The organism is Candidatus Poribacteria bacterium, from assembly GCA_026702755.1.
In the GTDB taxonomy this organism is placed as follows: Bacteria; Poribacteria; WGA-4E; order WGA-4E; family WGA-3G; genus WGA-3G.
This window is the reverse complement of sequence record JAPPBX010000081.1, coordinates 45,844-63,352: the sequence shown is the minus strand read 5'-3', so window position 1 is coordinate 63,352 and position 17,509 is coordinate 45,844. Positions and strand designations below refer to the sequence as shown.

At 47.1% G+C, this 17,509-nt stretch carries 14 protein-coding genes; 3 read left to right on the top strand and 11 right to left on the bottom strand.

Going from position 1 to position 17,509, the window contains the following annotated elements:
* Positions 1-175: 175 nt before the first annotated feature.
* Both OXH39_14815 and OXH39_14810 read left to right on the top strand, forming a co-directional pair.
* Positions 176-1,351, top strand: a complete 1,176-nt coding sequence (locus OXH39_14815) for an aminotransferase class I/II-fold pyridoxal phosphate-dependent enzyme (protein MCY3551730.1) — start codon at positions 176-178, stop codon at positions 1,349-1,351.
* A gap of 239 nt (positions 1,352-1,590) precedes the next feature.
* Positions 1,591-2,703 carry a Fic family protein gene (locus tag OXH39_14810; GenBank protein MCY3551729.1) on the top strand — a complete coding sequence of 371 codons (1,113 nt, stop codon included), beginning with the start codon at positions 1,591-1,593 and terminating at the stop codon, positions 2,701-2,703.
* A gap of 54 nt (positions 2,704-2,757) precedes the next feature.
* Here the strand turns inward: OXH39_14810 and OXH39_14805 are convergent, their stop codons facing one another.
* Positions 2,758-3,660, bottom strand: coding sequence for a phytanoyl-CoA dioxygenase family protein (locus tag OXH39_14805; GenBank protein MCY3551728.1), 903 nt, complete (start codon positions 3,658-3,660; stop codon positions 2,758-2,760).
* 21 nt (positions 3,661-3,681) lie between these two features.
* Positions 3,682-4,893 carry an ABC transporter substrate-binding protein gene (locus OXH39_14800; GenBank protein MCY3551727.1) on the bottom strand — a complete coding sequence of 404 codons (1,212 nt, stop codon included), beginning with the start codon at positions 4,891-4,893 and terminating at the stop codon, positions 3,682-3,684.
* 420 nt (positions 4,894-5,313) lie between these two features.
* Between OXH39_14800 and OXH39_14795 the strand changes: the two genes are divergently transcribed.
* Positions 5,314-6,186: a phytanoyl-CoA dioxygenase family protein gene (locus OXH39_14795; protein ID MCY3551726.1), complete on the top strand. Its 873-nt coding sequence runs from the start codon at positions 5,314-5,316 to the stop codon at positions 6,184-6,186.
* A 98-nt stretch (positions 6,187-6,284) separates the two neighbouring features.
* Here OXH39_14795 and OXH39_14790 read toward each other — a convergent pair whose 3' ends face one another.
* The 9 genes from OXH39_14790 to OXH39_14750 all read right to left on the bottom strand — a co-directional run bounded on the left by OXH39_14790 (position 6,285) and on the right by OXH39_14750 (position 17,450).
* Positions 6,285-6,818 (bottom strand): hypothetical protein, encoded by a 534-nt coding sequence (locus tag OXH39_14790; GenBank protein MCY3551725.1) that lies wholly within the window; start codon positions 6,816-6,818, stop codon positions 6,285-6,287.
* Position 6,819: 1 nt separating this feature from the next.
* Positions 6,820-8,112: an AAA family ATPase gene (locus tag OXH39_14785; protein ID MCY3551724.1), complete on the bottom strand. Its 1,293-nt coding sequence runs from the start codon at positions 8,110-8,112 to the stop codon at positions 6,820-6,822.
* Between the two features lie 78 nt (positions 8,113-8,190).
* Positions 8,191-9,591, bottom strand: a complete 1,401-nt coding sequence (locus OXH39_14780) for a helix-turn-helix domain-containing protein (GenBank protein ID MCY3551723.1) — start codon at positions 9,589-9,591, stop codon at positions 8,191-8,193.
* Between the two features lie 3 nt (positions 9,592-9,594).
* Positions 9,595-9,798: a hypothetical protein gene (locus tag OXH39_14775; protein MCY3551722.1), complete on the bottom strand. Its 204-nt coding sequence runs from the start codon at positions 9,796-9,798 to the stop codon at positions 9,595-9,597.
* A 408-nt stretch (positions 9,799-10,206) separates the two neighbouring features.
* Positions 10,207-10,962, bottom strand: coding sequence for a hypothetical protein (locus OXH39_14770; protein MCY3551721.1), 756 nt, complete (start codon positions 10,960-10,962; stop codon positions 10,207-10,209).
* Between the two features lie 250 nt (positions 10,963-11,212).
* Positions 11,213-12,538 (bottom strand): NCS2 family permease, encoded by a 1,326-nt coding sequence (locus OXH39_14765; GenBank protein MCY3551720.1) that lies wholly within the window; start codon positions 12,536-12,538, stop codon positions 11,213-11,215.
* Between the two features lie 65 nt (positions 12,539-12,603).
* Positions 12,604-13,581 carry a D-glycerate dehydrogenase gene (locus OXH39_14760; GenBank protein ID MCY3551719.1) on the bottom strand — a complete coding sequence of 326 codons (978 nt, stop codon included), beginning with the start codon at positions 13,579-13,581 and terminating at the stop codon, positions 12,604-12,606.
* Between the two features lie 19 nt (positions 13,582-13,600).
* Entirely contained in the window at positions 13,601-15,016 is a 1,416-nt protein-coding gene (gene der, locus OXH39_14755; GenBank protein ID MCY3551718.1) for a ribosome biogenesis GTPase Der, read from the bottom strand.
* Between the two features lie 214 nt (positions 15,017-15,230).
* Positions 15,231-17,450 (bottom strand): AI-2E family transporter, encoded by a 2,220-nt coding sequence (locus OXH39_14750; GenBank protein ID MCY3551717.1) that lies wholly within the window; start codon positions 17,448-17,450, stop codon positions 15,231-15,233.
* Between the last annotated feature and the right edge of the window lie 59 nt (positions 17,451-17,509).

The following is a 17,509-nucleotide window of genomic DNA, read 5'->3' as shown; positions in this document are numbered from 1 at the left end:
AGGACTTACGCAAAATCCCCTTATTTTGCTTGCGGGATTGGAAGACTGGAAGATTGGATGGGTGGAAACGTGCGGAAACCCCCTATCTTCCCTCTCCTTCCACCCTTCCATCCTTCAATATCTGTTTTGTGTGTAAGTCCTGTACAGATGTAAAAAAATAAAGGTTTCGGAACAAATGAATATATTTTCAAAACGCTTAAATCGGCTTCCGCCATACATGTTCGGTAAGCTCAAACAGATAACACATGAACGCCGACAGCAAGGGATAGATATTATTGATCTGGGAATGGGGAATCCGAATCAAGCGACCCCACAACCGATTATTGATAAACTAACGGAAGCGGCACAGGAACTTCGGAATCACCGTTATTCTGCTTCGCGCGGCATCTACAACCTACGGCGGGAAGTCAGTTGGCATTATGAACGCCGGTTCGGGGTTGACATCGATCCGAATGAAGAAACCCTCGCCGTCATCGGCACCAAAGAGGGACTTGGACACCTCGCTTTAGCCTTGATTGATAACGGAGACTTGGCGATGGTGCCGAATCCGACCTTTCCAATCCACATGTACAGTATTGTGCTTGCGGGTGGAAGCGTTGTGAGCATACCCTTGACAGAAGAGAACGATTTCATCCCCTCACTGACCGAAATCACGCGTGATATTTGGCCGAGACCCAAAGTGTTAATCTTAAGTTTCCCACATAATCCCACAGGGGCTGTCGTTGATCTTGGGTTCTTTGAGGAGATCGTTGCGTTCGCGAAACGCCAAGAGATCGTTGTTATCCACGATTTGGCTTACGCCGACATCGTTTTCGATGGCTACAAAGCACCGAGTCTTTTACAAGCAAAGGGCGCGAAGGATGTAGGTGTTGAATTTATCTCGCTGTCCAAATCCTACAATATGGCGGGATGGCGCTGCGGATTTGCCGCTGGAAATCGGGAGATTATCGAGGCACTCGCTCGGATTAAAGGCTACTACGATTACGGGATTTTTGCACCGATTCAGGTTGCTGCAATCATGGCACTGCGCACGCCAGAAGACATGGTGATGGAAAACGCTGCTGTCTATCAGAAACGCCGCGATGTACTTGTTGACAGTCTAAACCGGATTGGATGGAAGGTCCCGAAACCGCAGGCTTCTATGTTTGTTTGGGCACCTATTCCGGAAGCGTGGCGGCATCTGAATTCTCTGGACTTTTCGATGAAACTCCTGAACGAAGCAGAGGTCTGTGTTTCTCCCGGTGCCGGATTCGGACATAACGGCGAAGGCTATATCCGTATTGCGCTCGTAGAGAACGAGGATCGGATTCGTCAGGCGGTGCGTCAGATCCGACGAGCACTGTTCGGGTAATCGTAAGGACGTGCCAAATACCAAATATTGGATAGATATGTATACAAATTATACATATCAACGCCGATATGTATAAAAATCGCCAAAAAGTATACATGTCCAGATGGATATGTATAAAAAAATCGTCGAAAAGTATACATGTCCGGATGGATATGTATACAAATTATACATATCAACGCTGATATGTATAAAAATCGCCAAAAAGTATACATGTCTGGTTGCCAAGACTTGTGACAACAATGCCTCAATTCAATCCAAATCTTCCATGGAACGATCTTCCTGAACTTCCGCCCGCTGTAGACCTTGAATCGCGTGACATTCTCAAAGCGTGCATATCGGCAATGACTGAGCTTGCGAGGGCAAATGCCTTGGTGAAGCAACTGCCAAGCGAAGAAGTTCTGATAAATACACTACCCCTTCAGGAAGCACGTAGGAGCTCGGAAATCGAAAACATCGTTACAACGAACGATGATCTGTACCGAGCAATGGCATCTGACAGAAATCAGGTTGACTCCAACACCAAAGAAGTACTACGCTACCGCGAGGCATTGTGGGATGGTGTCAATCACATCCGAGAAGGCTCAACTCTGGACATACAACTCTTTGAGCAGATCTGCTCGCGTATTCTTGACGAGGAAATGAAAGTGCGTAACGGCGCAGTAGTGATTGAAAACCGAGCGACACAAAAGCTCATTTACAGACCCCCAACTGGATATGGAAACCTTATCAGACTGTTAATTAATCTTGGGCGATTTATTAACGATAGGGATGATGGATTCCAACCGCTTGTCAAAATGGCCATAATGCACTACCAGTTTGAGGCAATACACCCATTCATGGATGGCAATGGTCGAACAGGGCGCATACTCAACATCCTTTATTTAGTACATCAAGGACTGCTTGATGTACCGATACTTTACCTCAGCCGTTTCTTTATCCAAAATCGGGATGAGTATTATCGCTATCTTCGTGAAGTCACGGAAAACGGAAATTGGCAACAATGGATTCTCTATATCTTGAAAGCAGTGGAACAGACCTCGCGAGACACTGCAGACAAAATAGAGGCAATTAATCGCCTTATCAACAACGTCATTACAACGGCGCGGGACAAAACGAAAGCCGTTGAGCGCGAAGGATTTGTTGATTTGCTCTTCAAGTGGCCTTACTGCAAGATTAGTATTGTTGAGGAAGAATTGAGATGTAGTCGCCTTACAGCCACAAAATATTTGAATGAAGTAACAGCACTTGGATTGCTGGAGCGTTTGCGGTTTGGCCGAGAGTACTACTATATTAACAAGAATCTTATCGACTTGCTGTCAATTGATACCGTTGAGGAATCTCTAAGAAGATAAAATGTGTCAGACGGTACTTCATATACAAGACGTACCATGCGAGTGCTGGTTACATTACTCCAATCCCCACTCCTTCTTTGCTTCTTCAAACGAAATCTTTTGGCTTCCTGTGTGAGAGATCGGGTTCTTGCCGACCCATCGCTCATCAATTGGATGCGCTGCGGGTTGGAAACGGATGTCACAACTGACGCGCCACCTATCGGAGAGATTCTTGGTAGAGGTGTGCATCGTGTGCATTGTGAAAATAATGACATCCCCCATCTCAAAATCGGCTGTCTGCCATTCGCCGCCGTATTTATCGCTAATCTCCATCGGAACGTTTCCGAAATGTCCAGGGGTACCGTCTCTGTCAACATCCGTTTTGCCGTAGGTATCCCGAATCGGTGCAAAGCTTGGAAGGTTATGTGACCCGACAAGCACCGTCAGTGTTCCCATCGTCGCAGGTACATCGCCAAACGGGACCCAACAGGTGTGTAGCTGCTTTGAACCTCTCCCCATATAGACGAAATCGAAATGCGGTCCCGACCAGCCATCAGGGCGGACGAACCGTAGCCATTTGTAATCAAACGTGCGGGTATCGCCACCAAAGAAAGTGCGGAAGAACTTGAAGAGTTCGTCGCCTTCCAAAACAGATTGGACATCTGGATGGTGTGTGACGGCAGGCGTGCCCATCGTTCGTCCGGGACTCCCTTCACCAGCGAGTGCGTCCATGATGTCGGTGCCAGATTTAAAAACTTCGTCTTTTCCGTTGCCATTGGCGTATTCCAAGATAGCCCGACGCCCTGCGATAACTTTTTCCTTGTCAATTAAGCCACGAACGAGTAGATACCCGTCCTCTGCTATTTGCTGGTGCAAGCCTTCTGCTGAGTCAAGCACGGCGTTACAATCCCGAAGCACACCGAGATGTGGGCCGGGAAAGGTCAATTCATGGTCTCCTAAAAAAACAGTTTCTGCCATTATTTTCCTCCTAAATGACAATTAGGGTGCGATCGCTTTGTGAAGTTGTATCCTTCCATCTTTGACGGTGTTGATGACAGCACTTTTAATTGCATGCCGATTTTCATCAAAATGCGACAGAACTGTAGCTCCATTGTAGTTCTGAGTCGCTTGAATTTGGTCTCGAATTGCCGCGGGGGGCAGATTAGGTGCACGTTTCATCGCTTCAATGATAATGTTCGCTGCATCATATCCGAGCGATGCGGGCCCGTCAGGTGCAATGCCAAACCGTGAGGTATAGTCCGCAATAAATTGGCTCGCCTCTTTTCCTAACTGTTCTGGGGTACCTCCGGCTGAAAAGTGGTTCGCAAAGAAACTGCCTTCAGCTGCTACCCCAGCAATTTCAACGAGATCGGGTCTATCCCAGCCATCGCCCCCGAGGAAAATTGCGGGGATATTAATATCGGTAGCCCTCGCCTGTTTCACAGCTAACAAGAATTCGGTGCCCAAGCCGGGTAGAAAGACAACATCGATAGCCGGTTCCACTGCTGCAATTGCCATCAATTGCTCGGTAAAATCTGTGGTACCTGCCTCGTAAAATAGATCAACTTCAATTGTCCCACCCTGAGCAGTGAATTCTTCAATGAAAACATCCGTCAACCCTTCCGAGTAAGCATTACCCATTTCTGTAAGCACTGCGGCTGTTTTCGCGCCTAATTCCCGAACAGCGAAACCAGCCATCACATCGGCTTGATATGGGTCGGTGAACGCTCCCATAAACGAAAAATTCCCGCTTTCAGGAACCTTCGGGTTCGTCGGATAGGTTGTCACCATGGGAATTCCGTGTTCTTGGACAACCTCCCCTACGTCCATTGCCAGAACAGAGTAGTCCGGTCCCACGATTGCGGATACACCAGCATTAATTAGTTCCTCTGCGTATTGGACGCTGAGTGCTGGGTCTCTTTTATCATCCCGAATGAGGAGTTCTATCGGTAGCCCATTAATTCCGCCAGCCTCGTTCGCGAGTGCGACAGCCAGTTCCGCTCCGTTCCGAGTCGTCCCCGGGTCGGGTGGGCTATATAAAAAACCTATTTTGACAATAACCTTGTTGTCTGGTGCCTCTGAATCCGTTGGTGCAACAATTTGTTGAATTCGTTGGCAGCCTGAAAAGAAAACAGCCATCAAGAAAAATGATGCCAGAATCCCTGAAACCACACGGTATCTGAGTGCTATTGGGTTCCGCTTGCGTATCATATAAATCCTCCGATGCTTCTATTTTTTATACGCGGATCCGTGTGTCCACTCACGTTAAACTGGTATTTTGTCCCGGTAACAAGTTGGTATTCCCGCGTATCCAGATCGTTTCTGGGGTGTCTGTTTTTAGGTAGTCCTTTAACCTTTTCGGGTAATTGGTGTCTGTGTGATGTGTTGGATTGACTGTGTCACTTCCAGTTCCTATGGGATATTTAATAGTGTCGCTGTTAGCATGTAAATGCTACCTCTACCTTGTGAAGTAGCAGGATTATTTTAACAAAAATTAGCAATTAGTGCAAGTGTATAGCGCATTGCGTCGAAAAAATTGCGATTGACGCAGCAATGAATGTCTGCTAATATGCTGAAACTCAGTTTTCACAACACGCACTTAAATCTAACAAAATATCTGAGGTGTTACGCATGGAAGAATATTTAGAGATTCAGAAACCGGAACTTGGTTATACTTACGAATTTGAGATGGATCAACTTTCTCAGATGTCCGAATGCTTGGAGGCGCACGGTTTCGCGATTGTCAAAGATGTCCTCCCTCCTGAGTTAGTTGACGGTTTAAAACAAGCGGTTTTCGATGGCACGGATCCGAAAAGAGAATTGGCACATGGGCAAAGTAGTACCCGACACGCTTGGGTTGAATCCGGAGCGGGGGCGTGGCAACTCTTAGAATGCGAACCCTTTATGAAGATTCACCGTCATCTGATTGGTACAGACGAAATGACTGTCCACCGATCTGCTGCTATTATTCGGATGCCAGGCTCACAACCCGTCGCATGGCATACCGATTGGTGCGGGTTTTCGACAGATACACCGAAAAATTCGGGGGATGTGCTGAACCGAGGACTGTGGCCCTCAGGCAAATGGTTCTATTTGACCGGCTCGCGCCCGGAGCACGGTGGTCTGTGCGTGATTGAGGATTCTCATGTGGAAGGTTGGGAGGGCCCTGAAGGTTTCAACCTAACAGCAGATAAACGTTCCTTCTATAAGGAAGGTGGAGAGGAGAAGGCATACATAGGATTCGATATTCCGGGGTTAGTGCCACTCTTCACGAATCCGGGGGATATGATTGTGTTTGCGCATCGGACGTATCACGGTGCATTCCCGAACCAGATTGATGAAATTCGGTTGTCGTGCGCTATCGGTTTCCGGCGGCGTGACCATTCCATTGATATTCCGTGGGAGATCCCGGACGAGGGTAGGCAATTCTTAGCGGATTTACCGCCTCATTTGCACCAATACACACACGGATATACGAGCATTGATGTAGGTTGGCGCGGGTGATTGTCTGAAGCAGGATTTACAGGATTTTAAGATGGACAGGATTATAGATTTTCTGTGACTGTCAACTTATTCTTTACATCATTACTGAAGATACGGGATTAAGCGGAAAGTTGACGATGGGATTCAGGTGGTGCGCCGTTTTGGAGCCAAGTGATGGGTTGTTCTTCTGTTGTCCTATCTGGATTTACCCAGATAATATTTCGGATTTCGCCGACCTGTTGAGAGGCGCGTTTGAAAAGCCTACGGACGGTTTCGTCAAGTGAAATAATTGTCTGATCGGTTGCGAGGGCTGCTTGGAGGAGATGAAAATCTTTTCGTAGTGCTTCAATATCTCTTTCTTTGGTTGTTGTGTCGATTTTGTTAGACAGTGCTGTATCTTGGGGAGGCGTGATGTAATCAAACCTCTTTCTGGCAATCATCGATTTCAACCATCTGGCTGCAAAATTCGATTGATGTGCGTCCCACTCCTCAGATAACTCAGGTGTCATCACAATGTGATGTGGACATTCATCTCGAAAGGTTTCAAGAAATTCGGTGCAGTTGATTGATACGGACGCGGTTGCTCCTTTACCACCGGCAGCCCGGGCAACCGAGGCGTTCACAACGAGTCGCTTCAAATTCCTTGAGCGCATACTATGTCCCTTCAACAAAACGCGACTGCGCTGCTTTTATATAACGACTTTGTGCTTTGAGGTCTACATCATCAAAATCTTCTGGCCACTCTCCATAAGCTCCCGCCTCGTCTAAGTCAGCACTGGCAACTTCAGTTACGCCATCTTCTCGGCGTGTGAACCAGTGCAGCTTCACTAACTCCGATGGGAGGTCCCCTTCGGCAACAAGCGTTTGAATTGCCAAAAGCAGCAGTGAACTGTGCGTCTCGGCAACGACGCGCACACCGCGTTTCGCCGCGTCTGCCAGCATTTGTGCTAATGCAACTTGTGCGCGGGGGTGGAGATGTAGCTCTGGTTGTTCGAGATAAACCAACTGTCCAGGTTCCGCTACAATCAATGCCACCAAAACAGGCAAGACTTGAGACACACCAAGTCCTACATCGGTGATGTTGACCATATCCGTCTCGTTGGTACTGTCGTGTAGGAGACGACCAACTTGAAGTTCAATACCGACATCACCGATTTTTTTCGTGCCAACTTGTCTTGTCAACCCAAGTGTATGAAGGGCATCGGTTAGCCTTTTCAGACGTTTGTCTTTCGTCTCTTGCCATTCGTGAATGATGCTCGCAGCGTAGTGCTGAAATGTGCCGGGATACTGGGGACCGGTGCTGGTAAGTTTGTAAATGCGTTCTGGATTGCCGCGTAATCCGGGGAGGTGAATAGTATTGAAAATATATGCTCCAAAACCATAAGTGACTTCATAGAAACCACTACTATATTGAGATCCCAAATACAAAAAACAGCGCGAACGCTTCACTATATCAAATTTCTTGAATGCCGGATCTTGATTACCCAGTAACTTGATTTCTTCAGGCAACATCTCTGGATACAATGTAAGGTACTTGGAAGATAATGTTCGATCAGGTCCTGAATTTTCTTTAGTCATTTCGATAATTTCAATCCCATTCTTTCCCTTTTTGAAAGTTGTCCGCACTGCGTTAAAAACATCAGACTTATGAGTCTCAATCCGAACCTGAAAGCGGTCTTTCCCTTTTTTGTTGGGTAATGTGGACAGAAATTGTGCTGCCTCAGTAAATTGAACGTTTGGTCCATCAATCAACAGCGGTCCTGGATCGTAGGGTGCCTCCAGCGTCTGTTTCAGCATCAGGAGCGGCTGCATGATGCTGGATTTCCCTGAACTGTTTGCACCGGCAAGGATTGTCAGTGGGCGGATGTCAATCTCACATTCCTCCGCTATTGACTTGAAGCCTTTTACAGCTATCTTGGTAATGCCATAGTTCTTTTCTTCCAACATATAGCCCTGCTCCTTATAATAATCAGTTACCTAATCGTTCACCTAATCGCCTACTTAATCGCCTACTTAATCGCCTACTTAATCAGTTACTTTTCGGACGTACTTGGTTGCTCTTCCCTTTCCTATCGTAGTGAGTAAACCTTTGTTGGTCAAATCCGATAGTTCGGCATAGGCAGTCTGACGCGAGACACTGTTGATCGCTACATATTCCTTTGTCGCAATTTGCCCGTGTCTTTGTACATAGAAGAAAGCGTTTTTTTGACGTTCGTTCAATTGCTCTGAAATGTCGTCAATCTCTATAAAAGTGCTCTCTTGAATCGGGGAATCAAAGATAATTTTGGTCTCTAATGGGTGAAACTCATAACGCGGTGCTTTGTTTCCCCATTCCTTAGATAGTCTCTTCATCATTTTGATGCCAGAGCCATAACGTTCAATGAAGCCAATATCGTACATGAATTGGCTTAAGGTGGGATTTACCGGTTCATGGGCTGGCGCGTCCGGACTGACACCTTCTGGAAAAGTACCGGGATTAATGATCTCAACGCGGGTATCAAATATAAAGACTCGGACATCCGAGTGTTTTTGATAGTTGCGGTGAATTAAGGCATTGATAATCGCCTCTCGCAGTGCCTTCAGCGGATACTCAAACTTATCGTCTCGTTGGAAACTCCTTGAGGTCCGAAAACTGAGGAGTCTAATATTTTTTCTGATGAATTCCTCGGCGGTATCGACCATTTCCCAGAGTGCCCCAGAGCAATCCAATCGATCAATGACAGGATGGGTGACAGATGTCCCTTTAAATCTAACAATCCGGAGCTGAGAATTTTGGAGAAATCTTTGAGGGTAATTACCGAAGAAAAGAATACCGGCATGAGTTGGTGTTCCTTCTCCGTTACCTCCTTTAATGTTTCTCAATAATTCTATCACACCCATATCTTGGGGGCTTGCAACGTTCCGGACCTCTTCACGCCGAGTTAAGTACCACTCCACTTTTTTCGGGTCTATATCATCACTTCCGGCGTTCGCGGCTAAGAGCCTATCCCAAGTTTGTCCAGTGGCGTTGAGGTGCATCTGGGTAATTTCTTGTGGGGACATGACACGGTTACTATTCCCAACCCGCTTATAGCATCTTCCCCTAACAGCAACAGGTTTTATAGAGGATTTCGCGATATGTATCAACAGCACCGATTTCCCTTCTACCGCGACTGACTTAATTTCTATAACTACGCGCGGCTCAGTCGCTTGAAGGATTTGGTTTGACCAGTTTCTTAGCGTCTCTTTCCCAATGGTAATTCCTTTGATTTCCTGTTTGTCAGATACACCAATGAGAATCGTGCCGCCGTCGGTATTCGCAAATGCAGCGGTAGTCTCAATCGCTTCCTGATCGAAGTTCTCTTTGAATTCGGTCGTAGTATTTTCTCCGTGTGTAATGCGTTGTTTGAGATCAGCGGTTTCCATAATAGTTTTGATAGCGTTCAATGCCTACTCTTCCCAAAAATTTTCAACGGGAATTGGTTTACTACGTCCTTTGTATATTAACCTAACTCGTATTGTACCGGATGGACGCGGTGGTGGCGTAACGATGGCAGCATCCCAGTTAAGGATGTCCTCTTCATCATAGACGGGAAAAGCGAGGCGTTGCTTCTGTTTTTTGGTAGTTGTGTTTTTTGAGTGTGTGGTTTTCATAGACTGTTTAGACACTCCTTTCGTGTACCTATTATTTTAACAGAAGTTGGGAACGCGTGCAATCGTATTACACAAAAATCTCGGAAAGGAAATGGCGCGCGTTTCAGAGTATTCAGAGTAAGTCTGAAAAGTGATGGATTTAGAAAAAAGGTTGTAAACCCATACTGTGACTGGACTTAGGCGGTTTTTGCAGAAGGTTTCTCGGAAGTTTACTCTGAAATTTTATAGGCGGGAGGATGGGTTAGGTTTATACTGTCTGAATCAGGATTTGCAGGATTAAAGGATTTTCATGATTGACAATTGTGCCCTACCCATTGGCTTGGTATTAGCGCGTGTCTCGTCTGAGTCGCGGATTATCGCGGATTTATGGGTGCTATCACGTTTACCCTTTCGTTATATTCACAGGACTTACTCCGTATCTTCTTCGTAGATGTCCTCGTCCTCTTCATAGTCCTCGTCATCCAGGTCCATTTCCAGCCAAAGGCCCTTGACAGCGAGTTTTTCTTTAATTTCGCGCATTGACCCTTGTCCTAAACCCTTGTACAGAAGTAGCTCGTTTTCCGTTTTTCCTACGAGATCACGGACGGTTTTGATATTTCTGCTTTCGAGACAGTTGTGGATTCGGACAGAAAATGGGATTTCTAAAATAGATAGAGCTAAGTACGCATCCCGTTGTGCTTCTGTTATATCAACAGGCTCTGGGTCCATGTAAATGCCGTGAGTTGTTAATGCCGGTCCGGGTTGCTCATCAACAATATCTATCCACGGTGATGTCAATTCGTGTTCCTCATCATCATAATTTCTGAAGATTCCCAATTCGCCTGTGCTCATGGCTGCGCTGAGGGAATCGGCGAGAGATTTCCAAAGTATATCAGCGGCTTTCGCTGCGATTTCTGCTTCTTCCGGATCGGTGTGAGTTTCGCCAAGTGCACTGTCTGATTCTAATGCAAGCTCGCGCCAATAGGCGAGAAATTCCTCAAGTGCCTCAACATCTTCCTTCCCCCTCGGAATCTGTATTACCAATTCGAGTAAATCCTGAAAAAACGCAATAAGTTCCTCAGGTTCTAAGTGTTTGATCCAATCCAGTAACGTTGGAACCTTAATAGATTGGATGAAGGCTCCGCCATTCATAAGGTATCCAATGACAAGTTCAGGCTTTTTCATCCGAAGTCTCCGTAAAGTTTATGCTACTGACTTATGCACAAACTGGAAGTTTATGCTACAAGCTGATGGAAAAGTAGTCGGTTAGAAATGGTATTAGGTTTATACAAATTATAGGGCTTACGCAAGGTGCAATAATGCACGTCGCATTTGGGGTTTTTGCTTGGGTGTTTCTTCAAGTACGCCGCAAAACCGCACCTACTAATTAAGGCGGGGTTGTTAGAAGAAACACCCCGCCAGCGGAGGATGGTGATTACAGATCACCGATGTAACAGGCGATGAAGAAGAGTGCGAAGTAGTAGATGACAGGATGCACTTCTTTTCTACGACCCGTCACTAACTTCAGAAACGCTAATGAAATCAATCCGAAGCCGATGCCGTCTGTAATGCTGAAGGAGAGTGGCATCATCAACATGGTAAGGAACGCGGGAATCGATTCTGTGATGTCCTCCCAATCAATCTGGCTGACGTTCCTGAGCATCAACCCACCGACAACGATGAGTGCCGGAGCGATAATCGGATAAAGCACGGCTGTCTGAGTGATTGCATATCCACCGCCAACAATCTTAACGAGCGGATATAAAAAGAGGGACAGCAACATGCAAATCCCTGTAAAGACAGCGGTGAGCCCGGTACGTCCACCTTCGGCGATACCTGTTGCGCTCTCGATGTAGCATGTCACAGTTGAAGTGCCGAGACAGGCACCACCGACGGTACTTGCTGCATCCGTTATAAGTGCAGGTCGGGCTTTCGTGAGTTTCCCCTCTTCAAGGAGTTCCGCCCTATAACCGATAGCCGTGAGCGTGCCGATGCTATCGAACATGTCAATGGCAAAAAACACAAAGATGACCGGAATTAATTCCAACTTGTCGAAAATGTTGGGAATTTTTAGTTTAAAGAGTGTCGGTGCGATAGATGGCGGTGACGCAGCAATCCCATCAAACGATGCGATTCCGAAGATGAGGTTCGCAACCGCTGAAGCAAAAATACCAATCAGAATTGCGCCTTTCACTCTGCGTGCTATGAGTCCCAATGTTACGGCAATACCGAAGAGTGAGAGGAGTACGGGTCTGGAGTCGAGATCACCGCGGGTTATAAATGTGGCGGGATCTCTCGTAATGATCCCACTCATTTGTAGTCCGATGAAGGCAATAAACAGCCCGATTCCGATAGCAATTGCGTTCTGGAGCGATGATGGCAGGGCGTTCATGATTGCTTCACGGATTCCCACAAATGAGAGTATGAGGAACAACAAGCCTGCTATGAAAACGATCCCCAATGCTTCCTGCCACGGTACGCCTGAACCCAAGCAAACGTCAAAAACTAAATAGGCGTTAAGCCCCATACCGGGTGCCAATACAACAGGATAGTTTGTAAAAAATGCCATGCCGAATGTCGCGAGTGCACTGGAAAGACAGGTCGCGACCATGACGGCACCGTAATCCATTCCAGCTTGTGAGAGCATGGAGGGTTGCACGAAGATTATGTATGAAATCGTCATAAAATTCGTGAAACCCGCAACCAGTTCGCGTCTCAGCGAAGTGTTGTTTTCTTTTAACCCGAATAATCTTTCTAGCATTTTTCCTCCTTATATCAGTTAATTGAGTATATGCAAGTGATGTCGTCGGGAATCGGAGTTCCCTCCTACTGAGGAAGGTTCGGCTGAAAGGCCGCATAAGGTAACTGTTCTTCCTTCAAACCAGCGAGCAAATTCTCCATCGCCATTGTTGCCATTTTCATTCGTGTTTGAACGGTAGCACTGCCGAGATGTGGTGCGATGATCACATTGTCTAAGTCGAGGAGCGGGTGGTCGGTATTAATAGGTTCGGGTTCGGTTACATCGACAGCTGCACCGGCAATTTGTCCATCTTTGAGGGCATCGTGTAAAGCGTAGTGGTCAACGACGGGACCTCTCGCGATGTTGACTAAGATGGCTGTCTCTTTCATCAAAGCAAGTTCCGCTTCGCCAATGAGGTGTGTTGTTTCCTCGGTTAGCGGCACGTGGAGCGTCACAAAATCAGAGGTTTCCAGAAGATTTTCAAGCGTTACATACTCTACACCGAGTTCCTGTTCCCAGTCCTCTCTACGTTCACGTTTGTAATAGAGGACGCGCATATCAAAGGCTCTTGCGCGTTTCGCAACTGCATGTCCAATTCGTCCCATACCGACAATCCCCAATGTCGCGTGATGCACATCAGTACCCCATAGGATGTTTGGGTCGTAGTACTTCCACTCTTTAGAAACTTGGACATGGTTGTAGGCGGGAACGATATTTCGTGCAGCGGCGAGCAGGAGTGCCATGGTCATGTCGGCGGTGGTATCACTGAGGACACCGGGCGTATGTCCCACCGCGATTCCCCGTTCTTCACAGGCTCCAACGTGGACGTGGTCATAACCGACTCCCATAACAGAGATCGCTTTGAGATTGGGTGCGGTAGCGATCATTTCTGGAGTGACCAGTTCATGTCCATAAGTTAGCAATCCATCAAGAGGGGGGATCCTTTCGGCAATAGGTGGCAGAATAGCACTCGTATGCCACATATCTACTTCGCATTCCGCTTCAATCTTCGCACGAATTTCTTCAGGGATAGGACGTGTGATAAAAACTTTAAATCGTGACAAAGCGTTCCTCCTTTTGGGGTTATGACCTACGATAAAAGATCCGTATCGGTGTGCCGTGAAATCCAAATTCTTCCCGAATATTGTTGATAAGATATGATTCATACGGCTGCTGCACGCGATGAACGTTTCGTCCAAAGATTAGGAAAGTCGGCGGTTTTGTCTCCACTTGCGTGATGTATTTGAGGGCGGGTCGCGCTCCCTTAACGCGCGGAGGCGGGTGCGCGTTCCGTAACTCCAGAAGCAGGTCGTTGAGTGCTGGTGTCGGGATATGGGTGCAATACTCACGGTAAACTTCAAGGGCAGTTTCTAATATTTGGGTAACGCGTTGCCCCGTCAGCGCAGAAACAAAAACGCGTGGGACATAGCCGAGTCGTGGGAGTTGGGCATCTATTGTATCCATAAACTCTGGGTGTGTCGTGTTATCCTTGTCGACGATGAGATCCCATTTATTCATGACCAAAATCGAGGCTTTCCCCTGCCGTTCAATGAAATTGGCGATCGTCTTATCCTGCTGTGCGACATCTTGGGTTACATCCAGCACGAGTACGGCGACATCGCTTTGGCGAATACTGTGGATTGCACGTTTCACAGTGACAGATTCAAGTTCATCGTTGATAACCGATTTACGTCGCATGCCTGCTGTGTCGACAACTTCAAAAGGGATGTTATCGTGAACGATGCGTATATTCACTGCATCACGCGTCGTGCCGGGTCGGTCATCAACAATCATCCGTTCTTCACCCAAGAGGTTATTGATAAGGGAGGATTTTCCGACATTCGGTCTACCGACAATCGCAATTTTTATTGCTGCAGGTGCGTTGCGGACTGTTTCGTCAGTCTCTGGTAGGGTTTCCACGATATAATCAAGCAGTTCTCGGATCCCATCGTTTTGGACACAGGAGGTCCACACCGGTTCTTCCAGACCAAGCCTATAAAACTCGGCGGCTTCGTTGCGAAATTGCTCGCTATCTACTTTGTTGACGACGAGACAAATCGGTTTGTCAGCAGCTCTGAGTTTGTCAGCGACGATTAGGTCGTGTGGCATGATACCGGTTCGCGCGTCAACAACGAAAAGCACAAGGCTCGCTTCAGTCAAAGCGGCATCTACCTGTAATTGAACGTTATCAATAAGTCGATCATCCGGATCAACGTCCAAACCACCCGTATCAACAATAGTAAACGGACGATCCGCCCATTCTACATCTGCATAGTTCCTATCGCGCGTTACGCCCGGAGTATCATGGACAACGGCGAATCTACGCGAGGAACGGAAACCTTTGGAAACCTTCGGTTTTCCGCTTTCAGCAAAGAGATTTTCTTGTTGATCGCTGACGGCTGCTGGCTGCTGGCTATTTCCAGCGATTCGATTGAAGAGCGATGATTTCCCGACATTCGGTCTGCCGACAATCGCAACAATGGGGTGTCCGGTTTCCATTTTTCTAATGTTCCTTTTTGAAGAGGCAATAAAGTTTGCAAGTGTACGAAAGTGGCGAAGTCTGTAAAGTTGAAAGAGGGTTTCTTAACAACTTTAGGCACTTTAGAGCAGTTTACAGATTTTCTGCTGCCCTGACTGCCGAAAGGGTTGCTTTGCAGCCTGTGCCGACTGCTATTCTTGAAACCTCTTTGCTGACAGCCGACTGCCTTTTCTCTTACGGGTGTTTTCCAATTGTCTCTCTGTCGTTGGAAACAGCGATAACCGATTTTATCACAACAATGATAGGAATTGCAAGCAAAACCCCCCAAAAACCGAGTACGGCTGCCCCGACAATCACGGCGAACATAATCAGTAATGGATCCACATCAACAGCAGAACTCATGATTTTGGGAGAGATAAGCGAGTTGTCAAGCGTCTGGATACCGAGGATGGCACCTAACACAACAGCACTACGAACAAGGAAGTCAATTAAGCCGAAATCTCCAGCTGCGAGTCCCATCAGCATCGCTATAAAGGCGAAACCGCCACCGATAAAGGGACCAAAGGTCGGTATCGCATTACAGATACCCGCGAGCAACCCGATAACCAAAGCGAACGGCACCCCGATAATGCTGTATGCGATGCAGGAAATCACGGACACAATCGCAATCACGGCGACTTGCCCTTTTAAGAATTGTTGAAGATTTTTATCAATTTCGCGTAGATAGGTCTTGACAGTTTCCCGATAGCGTTCAGGCACCAGCATGATGAAACTGCGGAAATAGTTATCAAACGACTGACTCGCGTAGACAAACACGATGAAGGCGAACAACATTGTGGCGAGAAATCCACCGAACCCAAAGGCGACCGAACCGGCGAATTGAAACGTTTCCCTGATAGCCTCGCTACCAGTTTGCGCAATTGTTGGTATTCTTTCCGTCAAATATGATTTTACCTGTTCAACGATAGGTTGGTCCTCGTAAGCGTGGATGATGCCTTCTTTATATGTCGCAAAGGGTTTCCATCCGGCTGTGGATGTTGCGCGATGCCGGACGACAGTCGCATTACCGGCGTATACACCGGAAGGTGCCGAGGCTAACAGCGAAATTGTCGCCGTCCCCTCTGCGCCTTCCGCCTTTCTCCATTCGTTTCCGAGACGATGCCATTCATAGAGGCCATTGGGGGTACCAGCGTATAATTCAATATCGGACACCTGTGAGGTGCCATCTACATCTGCAAGGGCATAAATTTCTTCTGTTATTGAGGGAAGTGGTTCCCATTCGAGAGCAGAGTCTTCCAGATACCAATGCACTGCTGTGACTGTAGGTGGAGGAATCGTTTGCTCTGCGTTTTGTAGGGGCGGGGTAACCCCATCCGTACTGGCGACATACGTTATTCTATCACCGTTTCTATCCACAACAGAGATGATACTGACGATGGATCTTTCGGCATAAATTTCAGGGGCAACTTCACGCCACGTTTGTCCTGAATCTTTACTATTGTAAAGTCCTTTTTGGGTTCCGATGTAGATTTGGGTGTTATCCCAAATTGGAATGTTGGTAGCTTGGACAGAAACAGTATCAAAGGGGGTGCCTTCTACTTTGTGCCAGATTTTCGGTGTGATCTCTTGAGTGCTCGCGGCACCCTTGATTGTCTCATTGTCCGCAACAGGAAGTGCTTTATAATACCTATACAACCCACTTTGGGTACCGGCGTAGATAACATCTCCACCTGTCGTAAGCGTCTGAATTGACTTACCGAGGAGCGCACCGTTCGTGATACCGATACGAGGAAGCTTGTCTACCACGTCCTGCTGAATTTCATAAACCCCATGATTCGTCCCCAGATAGAACGTTTCTGTCGCTTGTTCATTTCTTTCTGTAATCTCGTCCTCATGTAGGGGCGAGGTTATTTCCCCTGTACTGATAGCAACTGCCTCAAAGGTTTCACCGATGGCATGCGGCAGCGCAGTTTCATAATAAAACTTCAGCAATCCACTCCCCATTTGGCTTGCTTGCTTGCTAACCTGTTTTCCAGTGTAGAAGAGCAGCCCGCCACAGACAATCACAATCAGTACAGTTGCGATTCCGCGTTGATAGCGCGCTTTGAAGGGGAAAGAATTCCAGAGAAACCTGAAGATATAAGCAAATCCGAACCCTAAAATGAAAGGCGTTAGCACACCTAACAAACGTATAAAAATCCACATAGCAATCATCAGTATTTCCAGAATGACGATGCTTCTGATGTCGATCCAGCGGTAAACACGGATAAGCAATACGATCAACAGTATCGGCACTATCGGGTGTAAGAGCAGGATCCGGCTGCTCTCTGCGGAAGATCCTTTGTAGTAGGCGAATGCTATCCACCCCGCGGCGAGCCCAACACTGATGATCGCGAGAATTGACGCGCCGCTGAGTGCTGATTGCTGTGGGTTTGGTTCGTTTTGTGTGCTCATTATGTTTACAGAAACAGATTGACGGTATAAGGAAGGATGGAAGGAGGTTTTTCCAACCT

Excerpts from the sequence above, each read along its gene's own strand:
- OXH39_14765 (MCY3551720.1), bottom strand. The coding sequence starts at position 12,538 with ATGCTAGAAAGATTATTCGGGTTAAAAGAAAACAACACTTCGCTGAGA.
- der (MCY3551718.1), bottom strand. The coding sequence starts at position 15,016 with ATGGAAACCGGACACCCCATTGTTGCGATTGTCGGCAGACCGAATGTC.
- OXH39_14810 (MCY3551729.1), top strand. The coding sequence starts at position 1,591 with ATGCCTCAATTCAATCCAAATCTTCCATGGAACGATCTTCCTGAACTT.
- OXH39_14775 (MCY3551722.1), bottom strand. The coding sequence starts at position 9,798 with ATGAAAACCACACACTCAAAAAACACAACTACCAAAAAACAGAAGCAA.
- OXH39_14790 (MCY3551725.1), bottom strand. The coding sequence starts at position 6,818 with ATGCGCTCAAGGAATTTGAAGCGACTCGTTGTGAACGCCTCGGTTGCC.
- OXH39_14795 (MCY3551726.1), top strand. The coding sequence starts at position 5,314 with ATGGAAGAATATTTAGAGATTCAGAAACCGGAACTTGGTTATACTTAC.
- OXH39_14815 (MCY3551730.1), top strand. The coding sequence starts at position 176 with ATGAATATATTTTCAAAACGCTTAAATCGGCTTCCGCCATACATGTTC.
- OXH39_14785 (MCY3551724.1), bottom strand. The coding sequence starts at position 8,112 with ATGTTGGAAGAAAAGAACTATGGCATTACCAAGATAGCTGTAAAAGGC.
- OXH39_14770 (MCY3551721.1), bottom strand. The coding sequence starts at position 10,962 with ATGAAAAAGCCTGAACTTGTCATTGGATACCTTATGAATGGCGGAGCC.
- OXH39_14805 (MCY3551728.1), bottom strand. The coding sequence starts at position 3,660 with ATGGCAGAAACTGTTTTTTTAGGAGACCATGAATTGACCTTTCCCGGC.
- OXH39_14800 (MCY3551727.1), bottom strand. The coding sequence starts at position 4,893 with ATGATACGCAAGCGGAACCCAATAGCACTCAGATACCGTGTGGTTTCA.
- OXH39_14750 (MCY3551717.1), bottom strand. The coding sequence starts at position 17,450 with ATGAGCACACAAAACGAACCAAACCCACAGCAATCAGCACTCAGCGGC.